Source organism: Polymorphobacter sp. PAMC 29334 (assembly GCF_019431245.1).
Taxonomy (GTDB): Bacteria; Pseudomonadota; Alphaproteobacteria; order Sphingomonadales; family Sphingomonadaceae; genus Polymorphobacter_B; species Polymorphobacter_B megasporae.
On record NZ_CP080243.1, the window covers coordinates 1,104,715 to 1,117,737 of the forward strand.

Genomic DNA, 13,023 nt, shown 5'->3' on the forward strand with positions numbered 1-13,023 from the left:
GCATTCAAAGCTTGCGGCGACTCGCTCATCGAACGCGGGTCGCCCTCACCGCGCGCATCGCACCGACTGTCATGAAATAACCGCCCATCGCGCCCTTTTTGAGATGCACTTTGACCCCGACCTTGGGATCGCGCGGAAGTGGCTCGGCCGAGGCCCAGACCGCACCGTCCTCCATCGTCAGGACAAAATTGCCGTAAGGTACAGCCTTAATGCTGCGGATGACCGCATCGAGCTCCTCGGGGGTGTCCTTCGCGCTATCGTCGCCCTTGAAGAAGGGCAGTTTGGGCAGGTCAAAGCCGAATAGCGATCGTCTTGTCGCGCGGATATCCTCGCGATCGAGCACCTTGACGTCGCCGCTCGCCGTCGCCGCAGCAAGCTTCGCTGCTGCCTGATCGTAGCATGCCAGCCGGGCGGCATTGTCGGTCAGTGTCTTGCACCCGGTCAATTCGGCGATGACGCCGGTCGTCTCCGCGGTCGTCCTGGCGGCTGGCCTGGCCATAACGGAGGCGGACGCGAATGCCGCGCCAGCGAGCAGCAGGCCTGTGGTGAATATTGTGCTGCGCATAGATCTCCCCGACCGGCGAGCGGAGCCGGCGCGATGTACGAAGGCGTATCGGGCATGTGTCGGATTTGCAACAGAGCTTTGCCTAAGTGTTGCGATTGCGTGCATCTCCCGTTGCAGTGCAATGACGGTCCTTTCATACACGGTTCATGCAGTGCGACATCGGCCCGCGACAGGGCTGGGTCGCCCGGCGCGGACTTTAAGGGGACTCCAATGGTAAATCTTTCGCTCAAGACAGTTCTTCTGCGCTCGACGATGCTCGTCGGTGCAACCGCTTTCGCCTTCCCGGCGCTTGCGCAGACGGCGAGTGGCCCGGGCACCCCGGCGGCGACCAGTGCCGGGCAGACGACGCCCGACCAGACGCCCGAGGACAGCGCCGAGAAGGACATCACTGTCACCGGCACGCTCATCAAGAACGCGAACCTGACGCAGTCGGCCCCGATCAACGTGACGACGTCGGAAGAAATCCATCTCCGCCAGTCGAACGTCGCGGAAGAGCTGCTTCGCGAACTGCCCGGCGCAGTCGCCAACGTCGGCTCAGCGGTCAATAACGGCACTGGCGGTTCGTTCTTCGTTGACCTTCGCGGTCTCGGTCCCAACCGCAACATCGTCCTGTTGAACGGCACCCGGATCGCTCCGTCGGGTCTTGCCGGCCAGGTCGACCTCAACAACATCCCGCTCGCCCTCGTCGACCGCGTCGAGGTCCTGACCGGCGGCGCGTCGACGACCTACGGTGCCGACGCAGTCGCCGGTGTCGTCAACTTCGTCACCAAGCAGGACTTCGCTGGCGCCGAGCTTAACGTCAGCGACCAGATCACCGAGAAGGGCGATGGCAATTATCGCCGCGCCGACCTAACGATCGGCGGCAACTTCGCCGACGGCAAGGGCAACGCGGTCGTCTCGCTTGGCTATCAGAATTCGGAAGCCGTGTTCCAGGGCAACCGCCCCTTCAGCGTTCAGGCCCGAAATCCGGTCGATGGATCGCTGACGGGTGCGGGATCGTCGACGGCGGTTCCGGCGGTTCTCTCGGGCTACGGCGGCCCGACGCGCCAGGTCGACCCCGTCACCGGGACGTTGTCGACGGCTGCGATCCAGACGTTCAACTTCAATCCCTACAATATCTTCCAGACGCCGTTCAAGCGGTACAACATCTTCGGTCAGGCGCACTATGAGATCGCGCCCGACATCCAGGTCTATTCCGAAGCGCTGTTCTCGAAGAACACCGTGTCGCAGATCATCGCGCCGTCAGGCAGCTTCACGAACACCTACTCCCTGCCGCTCAGCAACCCCTATATCCCGGCGGGCGTGCTTTCGTCGCTCTGCGCCGGAGCGGGCCTGACGGCTGCGCAGTGCACCGCGGCAGCGGCGGCAAAGAACCCGAACGATCCGGCCTACAAGCTGATCAACACCCAGATCCGCCGTCGCTTCGTCGAACAGGGCAACCGCCTCGACGACTTCACGACGACGATCTTCAACGCCAAGGGCGGCGTGCGCGGCAAGATCACCGACGCGATCGATTTCGACGTCTATGGTGCGTATGGCGAGAGCGAGAATGCTGCCCGTTCGTCGAACCAGGGCTTGCTATCGCGGCTTCAGCAGTCGTTGCTGTCGACCAACACCACGACCTGCCTGACCAACACCAACGGCTGCGTCCCAATCAACCTATTCGGCCCCGCCGGCTCGATTTCGCCCGCATCGCTCGCGTTCGTCACGCCCGGTTCGACTCTGATCACGACGCGCAGCACGCTGGCGCAGTTGCACGGCCAGATCTCGGGTGACATCGGCTACACCTCGCCGTTTGCCACCGACCCGATCAGCTTCGCTGTGGGCGGCGAATACCGCAGCTATTACGCGTCGACGTCTTCCGACAATGCGTCGCAGACGCCGGGCGAAATTCTCGGGTCGGGCGGCGCGGCGATCGATGTCGCGGGTCGCTACAACGTCCAGGAGGCCTTCACCGAGGTCATCGTGCCGTTAGTCCAGGGCAAGCCCGGCTTCGAACTGCTTCAGCTCGAGGGTGGCTATCGGTATTCGCACTATTCGCTTCAGGGCAATACGTCGACGTACAAGGGCGGCTTCCAGTACGCGCCGGTCTCCGGCATCAAGTTCCGCGGGACGTACAACCGTGCCGTCCGTGCCCCGAACATCAACGAGCTGTTCGCTCCGGTCACTGGCGGCCTCGGCAGCTTGGCGACCGATCCGTGCGCGACCTTCACCTCGGGTGGAGCGCTCAAGACTGGGCAGGCGCTCGGCAATCCGGCGACCAACGCCAACCTTCGCGCGGTCTGCATCGCGCAGGGCGCAACTGCGGCGAACGTGAACCTGATCCAGGATCCGTCGGCGCAGCAGCCGAACATCACGACCGGCGGCAATCTCGGACTCAAGCCCGAGACGGCCGACACCTACACGATCGGCGGTGTGTTCCAGCCGACGTTCCTGCGTAACTTCTCGATCTCGGCCGATTATTACCACATCCTCGTCCGTGGTGCGATCACGACCCCGAGCGAAGGCGACGTCATCGCGTCGTGCTTCAGCACCGGCCAGAATCCGGGGCTGACCGTCACCGGGCCGTGCACCTCGATCAAGCGGAACGCGCTCAACGGCCAGCTCGATGGTTCGCCGAACAACCCCCCGGGCCTGCCGCTGACGCTCTCGAACCTTGGCCGCCTTGCGACCGACGGTATCGATGTCGTCGGCAACTACTCGCACGATGTCGGCTTCGCCAAGCTGGGCCTGAGCGTGAACGCGAACTACACGTTCCACTCGCGCTTCAAGCAGAGCCCGACCAGCCTCGACCGGGATTGCGTCAGCCACTACAGCACGTCGTGCACCTCGATTCAGCCGAAGTTCTCGGTCAACGCTCGGTCGACCCTCAGCTTCTCGAGCTTCGATGTGTCGCTGCTGTGGCGTCACCTGTCGGGTTCGACCGTCGAGGGTGATGATCCCGCCAGCGCAACCCCGGCGCAGCTGACCGGAACTGCGGTTGGCTTCTACGCCCCTTACTCGTCGATCAAGTCTTACGACTATTTCGACCTGACGGGCCGGGTCAGCGTCATGGAGAACCTCGACCTGACGTTCACCGTCCAGAACCTTGGTAATCGCCAGCCGCCGCTCGTCGGGCAGAACATCGGTGCCACCGCCTTCAACAGCGGCAACACCTATCCGTCGACCTACGACGCACTTGGTCGTCGCTACGCAATCAGCGTTCGCGTCCGCTACTAAGCACGAGACCCAAGGAAAGGGGCGGCCGATCACCGGCCGCCCCTTTTTTGTTGGCGCAAAGCATAGTCTGCAATAATCGGTAAACTAGTCGCCTTGCTGCACTGCAAAAGGACGCCGATGATGTTTGTTGCCTTCGCACTCGGACTTATCGCGGCGGCGCAGGCCATCGAGCCGCCAGCGGGTCAGCCGGCACCTTCGCTCGCTGCGCCGGTAACGCCCGCCGCGCCGGTGGTCTCCGCGGCGCCGGTACAGCCCGCCACACCTGCAGCGTTGCCGTCATTCAAACCGGTGTCAGCGACCGACCTCGCCAATCAGGTCGTGTGCCGCTCGACGATCGATACTGGGTCGCTGATCAAGAAACATAAAGTCTGCATGACGCGGCACCAGTGGACCTACCTCGATCGCGAGAACGGCTCGTCCGCGCGGAAAATGATCGAAAACAATCCCGGTGGATTCCGCCCGCAATGATTACGCCGTAAGGCTCAACTTCCCATCCCCCTCATCGACCGCAACCGTGCTCCCATCGGGCACGCTCCCGCGCAGAATCAGGTCGGCAAGCGGGTCCTGCAAATGCTTCTGCACCGTCCGCCGCAACGGCCGGGCACCGTACACCGGATCGTAGCCGACGCGGGCCAGCCAGCGGCGGGCGGCGTCGGTTAGGTCGAGGTGGATCTTGCGCTCGGTGAGCATCGACTGGACGCGGTCGACCTGGAGATCGACGATCCGGCTCATGTGTTCGATTCCGAGCCGGTTGAACAGGATGATCTCGTCGAGACGGTTGAGGAATTCGGGGCGGAAATGGGCGCGGACCATCTCCATCACCGGCTCCTCGACGTCGGCGACTTTCTGGTCGTCGCGAAGCGCCGCGATATATTGCGAGCCGAGGTTCGACGTCAGGATGATCAGCGTGTTGGTGAAGTCGACCGTCCGCCCCTGGCCGTCGGTCAGCCGCCCGTCGTCGAGCACCTGGAGCAGGACGTTGAACACGTCGGCGTGCGCCTTCTCGACCTCGTCGAACAGGATCACTTGATAGGGGCGTCGGCGGACCGCCTCGGTCAGCACACCGCCCTCGTCGTAGCCGACATAGCCCGGCGGCGCACCGATCAGGCGGCTGACCGAGTGCTTCTCCATGAATTCGCTCATGTCGAGGCGGACCATCGCGGCGGGGTCGTCGAACAGGAAGTTCGCGAGCGACTTGGTCAGTTCGGTCTTTCCGACGCCGGTCGGCCCGAGGAACAGGAACGAGCCGAGCGGACGGTTGGGGTCCTGCAGCCCGGCGCGGGCGCGGCGAACCGCCGACGAGACCGCGTGAATCGCGTCGTCCTGCCCGATGACCGAGTGGCGCAGCGCGTCCTCCATGCCGAGCAATTTCTCGCGCTCGCCCTCCATCATCCGGTCGACCGGGATGCCGGTCCAGCGCGACACGACCCCGGCAATGTCCTCCGAGGTGACTTCCTCCTTGAGCATCGCCGACGCGGTCACCGCTTCGGCCTCGACGAGTTGCCGCTCCAAATCGGGAACGGTGCCGTAGGTCAGCTCGCCGGCGCGGGCGTAATTGCCGCTGCGCTGCGCCTGCTCGACTTCCAAGCGCGCGGCGTCGAGCGCCTCCTTGATCTTGGTTGCGCTCGCGAGCTTTTCCTTGTCGGCCTGCCACCGCGCGGTCAGCGTCGACGACTGTTCCTCGAGCCCGGCGAGTTCGGACTCGAGCGTCGTCAGCCGGTCCTTCGACGCGGCGTCGGTTTCGCGCTTCAGTGCCTCGCGCTCGATCTTGAGCCGCATCGTCCGCCGGTCGAGGTTCTCGATCTCCTCGGGCTTCGATTCGACCTCCATCCGCAGCCGCGACGCCGCCTCGTCCATCAGGTCGATCGCCTTGTCGGGGAGGAAGCGGTCGGCGATGTAGCGGTTCGACAGCGTGGCGGCGGCGACGATCGCGCCGTCGGTGATGCGGACGCCGTGGTGGAGTTCGTATTTCTCCTTGAGCCCGCGCAGGATCGAGATCGTGTCGGCGACGGTCGGTTCGCCGACCACGACCGGCTGGAAGCGGCGTTCGAGCGCGGCGTCCTTCTCGATATATTTGCGATATTCGTCGAGCGTCGTCGCGCCGATGCAATGGAGTTCGCCGCGTGCCAGCGCCGGCTTGAGCAGGTTCGACGCGTCCATCGCGCCCTCGCCCTTGCCCGCGCCGACGAGCTGGTGGACCTCGTCGATGAACATCAGCACATCGGAGTTCTCGGCACGGACCTCGTCGAGCACCGCCTTCAGCCGCTCCTCGAACTCGCCGCGATACTTCGCGCCGGCGATCAGCGCGCCCATGTCGAGCGACATCAGCCTTTTGTCCTTGATCCCATCGGGGACGTCGCCGTTGGCGATGCGCAGCGCGAGGCCCTCGACGATCGCGGTCTTGCCGACGCCCGGCTCGCCGATCAGGACGGGGTTGTTCTTGGTCCGGCGGGCGAGGACCTGGATCGTCCGGCGGATTTCCTCGTCGCGGCCGATGACCGGGTCGAGCTTGCCGTCGCGCGCCGCCTGCGTCAGGTCGCGCGCATATTTCTTGAGCGCGTCGAAGCCCGCCTCGGCGTTGGCGCTGTCGGCGGTCCGGCCCTTTCGCGCGGTGTCGATCGCGGCGTTGAGGCTCGACGCGCTGACCCCGGCGGAGGCGAGTGCCTTGCCCGCGGCTGTCGTCGTCGCCAGCGCGATCGCCATCAGGATGCGCTCGACCGGGACGAACGAGTCCTTCGCCTTGGTCGCGACCGCCTCGGCCGAATCGAGGATGCGGACGGTGTCGTTGTCCCACGCGAGCTGCTGCGCTCCGCTGCCCGAGACCTTGGCGATCTTGGCGAGCGCGAGGTCGGTCGCCTGCATCGCGGTCTCAGGACGGCCCCCGGCGGCGCGGATCAGGTTCGCCGCCAGCCCCTCGTCGTCGTCGAGCAGCGCCTTCAACAGATGTTCGGGGGCGACGCGCTGGTGCTCCTCGCGGATCGCGATCGTCTGCGCCGCCTGGAGGAAGCCCTTGGCGCGGTCGGTAAATTTTTCGATGTTCATGCCATCTCCTGTCCCGACGATATGGTGTGGTAATCAGGCAACACAAGGGACTTTCATCTCCCGCCAAGGAAAGGAGTTGCCCGGCCGCTCGGGCGAAATGTACGCCCGGGGTGAGGCGAAGTGACGACTGCGTGCGGCGATGTGCGGTGTGTATGCGCGTGGCCGGAATCGCAAAAAACCCGGCCGATCCGGCGATTACCTGGCCGCCTCGATCCAAACATCGCCATTCTCGCGGCCCGACCGGCTTAAACCGGCCTCAGGTGATCATTCGCACCAAAGTCTCTATCCGATCGGCCTCGATAGCAGGCTTGTCGGTGCGGATCCGGGCAACCCGGGGAAAGCGCATCGACACCCCCGACTTGTGCCGGGTCGACTTGTGGAGCGAGTCGAACGCGACCTCGAGGACCATCGTCTTGGCGACTTCGCGGACCGGGCCGAAGCGGGCGACGGTGTTGGTCCGGACGAACTTGTCGAGCATCGCCAGTTCGGCGTCGGTGAAGCCCGAATACGCCTTGCCCACCGGGAGCAGTTCGCCCCCTTCGGCGGGGTCGGCGGTCCAGCAGCCGAAGGTGTAGTCGCTGTAAAAGCTCGATCTTTTGCCGTGGCCGCGCTGCGCGTACATCATCACACAGTCGGCCACGAGCGGGTCGCGCTTCCACTTGTACCACAGCCCGGTGCGGCGTCCGGCGACGTAGGGGGAGGTGCGCTGCTTGAGCATCACCCCCTCGATCGCAGCGTCGCGCGCGCCGTCCCTGATCCGCGCGAGGTCTTCGAAATCGGTCGCCGCGATCACCGCCGACAGGTCAAAGCGCGTCGGGGCGAGGCGCGGCATTAGTGCCTCGAGACGCACCCGCCGTTCTGTCCACGGCAGCGCGCGGAGGTCCTCGTCGCCGTCGAATAGGACGTCGTAAAGCCTTACGAACGCAGGGAACTCGGCCTGCGCCTTGGCGGTCGGGGCCTTACGTCCGAGGCGTTGCTGGAGCGCGTTGAAGCTCGCCGCCTCACCCCCCTGGAAGTCGCCGCGGACGAGCAGTTCGCCGTCGAGGACCGCCGGGTGAGCGAACGCCGCCGCAACCTCGGGAAAGCTGCCGGTGATGTCGTCCCCGGCGCGGCTGAACAGGCGGGTGACCCCTGCGACATGGACGATCTGGATGCGGATCCCGTCCCATTTCCACTCGGCGGCATAGTCCTTCAGGTCGAGCTTGAGGCCCTCCAACGGGTGCGCGAGCATGAACGGGCGGAACACTGGCACCGTCCCCGGGGTCGGCTGCGCGCCACCGGTGCCCCAGTCGAACAACTCGGGGTAAGGTGGCTTGAGGCCGTGCCAGACCTCCTCGACCGCATCGACGTCGACCGAAAACGCCAACGCGAACGCGGTCTTGGCGAGCCGCGCCGACACTCCGATCCGCATCGCGCCGGTCGCCAGCTTGAGCAGCGCATAGCGCCCGCTGCTGTCGAGCCGGTCCATCAACTCGCGCATTGCCGCGGGAGCGTCGGCGCGGCCAAGATGCTGCAATCGTTCGACGACCTCGTTGAGGCTCGGCGGAGGAGGGGGCGGCGTCAGCGGATCAGGCCACAGCAGAGACGCGGTCTCGGCCATGTCGCCGACATAGTCGTAGCTCATCGCCAGCAGGACCGGGTCGATCCGCTCCTCGAGTAAAGTCCGGATCAACTTGGGCTGGACCGCCTTCAAATCGAGCCCGCCGGTCAGCGCGGCGAGCGCCCAGCCGCGATCGGGGTCGGGGGTCGCCAGAAGATAGTCGGCAATCAGGCGCAGCTTGGCGTTGCGCGACCGCGTGTAGACGAGCCGGTCGAGAAGGGCGGCAAAAGCTTGCATCGAGGGCTTAACGTAGGGCGTGGCGCTCCGGCGGCAAGTTTGGCATGAAGCTGCATGCGTATGCGTGAACTCGAGGCGCGGAGCGGGGTCGGACGCGAGACGATCCGCTTCTATATCCGTGAAGGCCTGCTCCCCGAACCCGCCCGCGCGGCGCGCAATTCGGCGTCGTATTCGGAGGCGCACGTCACCCGGCTGGTCGCGATCAAGCGGCTGCAGGAGGAGCGCTTCCTGCCGCTCGCGGTGATCCGCGGGCTGCTCGACCGCGACGATGCCGAAGGGGGAAGCGACGCCGAACGCTGGCTCGAACCCGAAGCTTTCCCGGGGCTTGACGCGGTGCTGCGGTCGCGGATCGACCTTGATGCGCCGCGCGTGCCCGCAGCCGTCGCGCTCGCCGCCTCGGGCCTCGACGCCGAGATGATCGACGAAGCGGTGGCGAACGCAATCGTCACCGTCGACGCGGCGGGAACGATGACCGCGCGCGATGCCGCGATCCTGCGGACGCTCGGCGACCTCGACCGGATCGGCTTCAGCCGGGAGCACGGCTTCACCCCGGGCATGATCCGGATGTACCACGACTTCATCGACTATGTGACGACGCAGGAGATGCGCTTTTTCTTCGAGCACACCGCCGGGCAAGTCGACGAGCCCAAGGCAGCCGACATGGCCGAACTCGGCATCGGCGCGGTCAACGACCTGCTCGCGCTGATGCGAACGCGCGCGCTGCTTGCCAAGCTCGAACGGCGGCGGCGGGTGGCGAACGACCGCTAGAAGGCGGCGGCGAGCGTCACCACCGGCCCCGAGCCGGGGGCGGCGTTCCCCGCGATGTGGAAGCGGTAGTCGGCTGACAGGCTGAGCCGCCCGGTGCGAGCCGAGACGCCGGGTCCGATGTCGAGCCGGTCGTGCTGCTGTGTCCATGCTGGACGCTCGCCCAAGATCCGACTTCGGTGCCAAGCGCGATATTACGGCGGTGGATGCTAGCCCCGAGACGCGCCTGCGCGGCGGCATAAACGACCGACCCGACGGCACCGGCTTCCCCGTATGCCGAGGCATCGAGTGCTCCTACGCTCCGGCTAAGCCCTCCGGCGACCCGCAACGCCCAGTCGCCGCGCGCTGCCGGACCGACGGGCAGCAGGCGCTCGGCAGCAAGGGTAACACCGGTAAACGGGTGCCACGCGATGCCGGCCGCGGCGAGCGCGCTGCGGCCGCGGTCGTCATGCGCGATCGTCTCGCGCAACGTCAGCGCCAGCGGGCGGACGGCGAGCGGGTCGGGCGTCCACGCCAGTGCCGCGCCGCTCTGGCCACCGCCGAGGACCGGCGCTACGGCAATACTGGAACTCCCGCCCGAGCGGACGATGCTGTAGGCGCTGCCCGACCAGCCCCGTGTCAACGCATCGCGCTGCGCCCGCCATGCTGCGGACCGGGGATCGTCGCCACCAGCCAGCGCCTCGTCAAATAAGCGGGCGGCTCCGCGCCGGTCTCCCGCGGCGAGGCGGGCATAGGCCACGGTCGCCAGCTCGCTTGGAGTTGCGCCGTCGGTATCAGCAGTTGGCTGCGGCTGTTGCGGAGACCCTGATGCGGGCATGTTCGCCGACATGAGGACGACGATGTCGCCGCCCGCTCGCTCACTGCCGGCTGCAGGCCGCATCCTCTCGTTCCCGACGGATCTTGGAGAGCGATGAGGAAGCGGATGCGTCGATTCTGGCGGAGGTGCTACCGCGATCCGCTTTGCCACCGCGGTCCATGGCGGAAGCATCCATGTCCACACGGTCGCCATGCTTGCGCCGTCTTCCGCCGCCACGACCGCCGCGTCGAAGCCGGACTGCATCGCCGGGACGCGGTACGTCACCCACAACAGCAGCAGCAACGCGCATCCGCGCAAGGCTCGCGTCGGGTGCCCCGTCGTGGTTCGCGTCACTCGGCGGGCACGGTGAACTTATGTGTCGTCTTGTCCCACGCCGGACTTTCGTGCCCAGCGCGGATGCGTGCGTAGCGCCGCAGCGCGCTCGTCGCGGCAACCGCATTGATCGCATTGCCGACGATTGTTCGGGAACAGCGCGCAACCCCTCTCGCCAACCGTGGGTCGCAGCGGTGAATGAGGCGCGCAGACCGAGGCGCCAGCCGAGTGCGATGGTGTTCAGCCACAATAACGCGGCGAGGGGCGATTGCGCTGCGACTAAGGGGTCGAAGCGCAACGCGGCCGGGACGACCATGCTCACCTCGGCGTCGACAAGGACGATCGCCACCGCAACGTAGCCGAAGATTGTCAGCAGCGGCGTGACGATCGACTTGCGGTCGCGCAGCAGCATGTAGCGATCGGCAAGGCCACCCTGCCAGCCGATCCGGTCCCAGCCGCTCAGCGCAATGCCGAGCAGCCAGCGGGTCTTTTGCTTGACTGCGGTTTCGAAGGTTGCCGGGAAATGCTCGTGTGTCGCAACCGTTCGCCCACCGGCGAAACCAGGAATGCGGACCAGCGCGCCGCGGTGCCCGAGGGCGGCGACCTTCATGCCGAGCTCGTAATCCTCGGTCATGCAGGCGGGATCGAACGGGGTGCCCGTGACACCGGCAATCATCGCGAGGACGTCGCGGTCGATCGCGCAGGCGACGCCAGCGCTCGGCACTGCTGCGCCGATCGCGCCGCGGACGATGATGTCCTTGCCGTGCGACTCGGCGAACTCGTCAAGGTAGTGCCCGCTTATCCAACGTGAGCCGGGATCGACCAGCGGGATGACCGGGAGTTGCACCATCGCGAGGCCGGGAATGAGATTATCGAAGACGCGGAGTTCGTGGCGGTCGACGACGTCCTCGGCATCGTGGAAGACGATCGCCTTGAAGCGGATTGACGCCTCGGCCTCGTGGGCGATCACCGCGCGCCAGATGTGGTTGAGGCAATCGGCCTTGGTCGTCGAGCCGGGGCGTGTGCAAATCACCGGCGAGATGCGATAATCGACAACCGACCTGACTGCCGCGAGCGTCGCCGGATCGTTCGGATAGACACCGACGAACACCCGGTACTTCGGGTAATCGAGCCGTGTCGTCAGGCTGCGGAGCATCGGCGCGATGACTGCGGCTTCGTCCCATGCAGGCACCATGATCGCCATCCAGCTGCTGCCGGGGGGAAGGTTGGCGGCGGGCACCGAACGCATCCGTAGAGCGCGGCGACGCAGCCAGATCGACAGGTAGATCAGGTCGATCACGCCGTCGTCGATGGTCGACGCGGCAATCCCGACGGCGGCAAGCACCAGCACCTCGCGGGTCGCGACGTGCAATGCGGCGGCAAAAAGCACGAGCCCCCCGGCCATGCGATCAGTCGGGAGGGCCGAGGTGGCCCGCCTTCATGTTATCCAGTATTCGATCCCCCACGCTCGGCGATCTGCTTCGATCGATCCTTGCATTACCGTAACGATATTCGCGATTGAGAGCCATGCCAAGCCCCCATCCCGAGCAGCAATATCTCAGCCTGATGGCCCGGGTCTGGTCCGAGGGTGACCTTCGCATCGACCGGACGGGAGTCGGGACGCGGTCACTGTTCGGCGAGACGATGCGCTTCGACCTGTCGGGTGACGCGGTGCCGCTGCTGACGACGAAACGGGTGTTCTGGAAAACGGCGGCGCGCGAGATGCTGTGGTTCCTCAGCGGCGTGACCAACATCCGGCCGCTGGTCGAGCAAGGCGTCCACATCTGGACCGATTGGCCGCTGGCGCGGCACAACCGCGAGACTGGGGTCGAGCTGTCGCGTGACGATTTCGAGGCGCGGCTGCTGGGCGACGACGGCTTTGCCGAAAACTGGGGCAACCTAGGCCCGGTGTATGGGAAGCAATGGGTCGACTGGCCGACGTTCGAGCCCGTCGGCGACGGTCGCTTCGAGCGCGGTCCCGGGATCAACCAGATTGTGGCGCTGGTCGACGGGCTGCGGCACAACCCGGCGTCACGGCGGCACATCTTCACTGGCTGGAATGTCGCCGAGCTCGACCGCATGGCGTTGCCGCCGTGCCATATGACGTATCAGTTTCATGTCGCCAACGGCCGGCTGTCGGGGATGCTGTGGCAGCGGTCTTGCGACCTCGGGTTGGGCTTCGCCTTCAACGTCTTCGCGGCGGCGCTGCTGATCCGCATGCTCGCGCAGCAGTGCGATCTCGAGCCGGGGGAACTGGTGTGGTCGGGGGGTGACTGCCACCTCTATCTCAACCACGAGGCGCTGGTGGCCGAGCAGCTCGGCCGGACGCCATCGGGTGTGCCGAAGCTGCAGCTGCTCCGGCGTCCGCCGACGATCTTCGACTATACGATCGATGATTTCGCGGTGTACGATTACGCCCCGCAACCGCATATCGCTGCGCCGGTTGCGGTCTAAAGGGGGAGTTCG

9 protein-coding genes are annotated in these 13,023 nt (G+C 66.0%); 4 read left to right on the top strand and 5 right to left on the bottom strand.

The genetic code is table 11. The features are described 5' to 3' along the window. Window positions 1-25 precede the first annotated feature (25 nt). Window positions 26-565, bottom strand: a complete 540-nt coding sequence (locus tag KZX46_RS22835; protein ID WP_226896198.1) for a hypothetical protein — start codon at window positions 563-565, stop codon at window positions 26-28. 210 nt (window positions 566-775) lie between these two features. Between KZX46_RS22835 and KZX46_RS09170 the strand changes: the two genes are divergently transcribed. Continuing rightward, window positions 776-3,784, top strand: coding sequence for a TonB-dependent receptor domain-containing protein (locus tag KZX46_RS09170; protein ID WP_219776324.1), 3,009 nt, complete (start codon window positions 776-778; stop codon window positions 3,782-3,784). Between the two features lie 117 nt (window positions 3,785-3,901). Further along, a complete protein-coding gene (locus tag KZX46_RS09175) occupies window positions 3,902-4,252 on the top strand; it encodes a hypothetical protein (protein WP_219776325.1) in 351 nt (116 codons plus the stop codon). Here the strand turns inward: KZX46_RS09175 and clpB are convergent, their stop codons facing one another. After that, entirely contained in the window at window positions 4,253-6,826 is a 2,574-nt protein-coding gene (gene clpB / locus KZX46_RS09180; protein ID WP_219776326.1) for an ATP-dependent chaperone ClpB, read from the bottom strand. A 256-nt stretch (window positions 6,827-7,082) separates the two neighbouring features. Beyond that, the gene (locus KZX46_RS09185; protein ID WP_219776327.1) at window positions 7,083-8,663 is read right to left on the bottom strand and encodes a cisplatin damage response ATP-dependent DNA ligase; all 1,581 of its coding nucleotides are present in this window, start codon (window positions 8,661-8,663) and stop codon (window positions 7,083-7,085) included. Window positions 8,664-8,717: 54 nt separating this feature from the next. Here KZX46_RS09185 and KZX46_RS09190 point away from each other — a divergent pair, with 54 nt between their 5' ends. Beyond that, window positions 8,718-9,431 (top strand): MerR family transcriptional regulator, encoded by a 714-nt coding sequence (locus KZX46_RS09190; RefSeq protein ID WP_216708907.1) that lies wholly within the window; start codon window positions 8,718-8,720, stop codon window positions 9,429-9,431. 16 nt (window positions 9,432-9,447) lie between these two features. On the opposite strand, the gene KZX46_RS09195 is transcribed toward KZX46_RS09190, so the two are convergent. Both KZX46_RS09195 and KZX46_RS09200 read right to left on the bottom strand, forming a co-directional pair. Beyond that, on the bottom strand, window positions 9,448-10,308 hold the full coding sequence (locus KZX46_RS09195; protein WP_219776328.1) for a hypothetical protein: 861 nt from the start codon (window positions 10,306-10,308) through the stop codon (window positions 9,448-9,450). Next, a complete protein-coding gene (locus KZX46_RS09200) occupies window positions 10,286-11,962 on the bottom strand; it encodes a glycosyltransferase (protein ID WP_219776329.1) in 1,677 nt (558 codons plus the stop codon). Before KZX46_RS09200 ends, KZX46_RS09195 begins: the two co-directional genes overlap by 23 nt. A 122-nt stretch (window positions 11,963-12,084) precedes the next feature. On the opposite strand from KZX46_RS09200, the gene thyA reads away from it, so the two are divergent. Further along, the gene (gene thyA, locus KZX46_RS09205) at window positions 12,085-13,011 is read left to right on the top strand and encodes a thymidylate synthase (RefSeq protein ID WP_219776330.1); all 927 of its coding nucleotides are present in this window, start codon (window positions 12,085-12,087) and stop codon (window positions 13,009-13,011) included. Window positions 13,012-13,023: the final 12 nt, after the last annotated feature.

What these genes read in the sequence shown, in the direction of transcription:
- KZX46_RS09170 (WP_219776324.1), top strand. Translation starts at nt 776, where the DNA reads ATGGTAAATCTTTCGCTCAAGACAGTTCTTCTGCGCTCGACGATGCTC.
- KZX46_RS09185 (WP_219776327.1), bottom strand. Translation starts at nt 8,663, where the DNA reads ATGCAAGCTTTTGCCGCCCTTCTCGACCGGCTCGTCTACACGCGGTCG.
- KZX46_RS09175 (WP_219776325.1), top strand. Translation starts at nt 3,902, where the DNA reads ATGATGTTTGTTGCCTTCGCACTCGGACTTATCGCGGCGGCGCAGGCC.
- KZX46_RS09195 (WP_219776328.1), bottom strand. Translation starts at nt 10,308, where the DNA reads ATGCGGCCTGCAGCCGGCAGTGAGCGAGCGGGCGGCGACATCGTCGTC.
- thyA (WP_219776330.1), top strand. Translation starts at nt 12,085, where the DNA reads ATGCCAAGCCCCCATCCCGAGCAGCAATATCTCAGCCTGATGGCCCGG.
- KZX46_RS09190 (WP_216708907.1), top strand. Translation starts at nt 8,718, where the DNA reads ATGCGTATGCGTGAACTCGAGGCGCGGAGCGGGGTCGGACGCGAGACG.
- clpB (WP_219776326.1), bottom strand. Translation starts at nt 6,826, where the DNA reads ATGAACATCGAAAAATTTACCGACCGCGCCAAGGGCTTCCTCCAGGCG.
- KZX46_RS09200 (WP_219776329.1), bottom strand. Translation starts at nt 11,962, where the DNA reads ATGGCCGGGGGGCTCGTGCTTTTTGCCGCCGCATTGCACGTCGCGACC.
- KZX46_RS22835 (WP_226896198.1), bottom strand. Translation starts at nt 565, where the DNA reads ATGCGCAGCACAATATTCACCACAGGCCTGCTGCTCGCTGGCGCGGCA.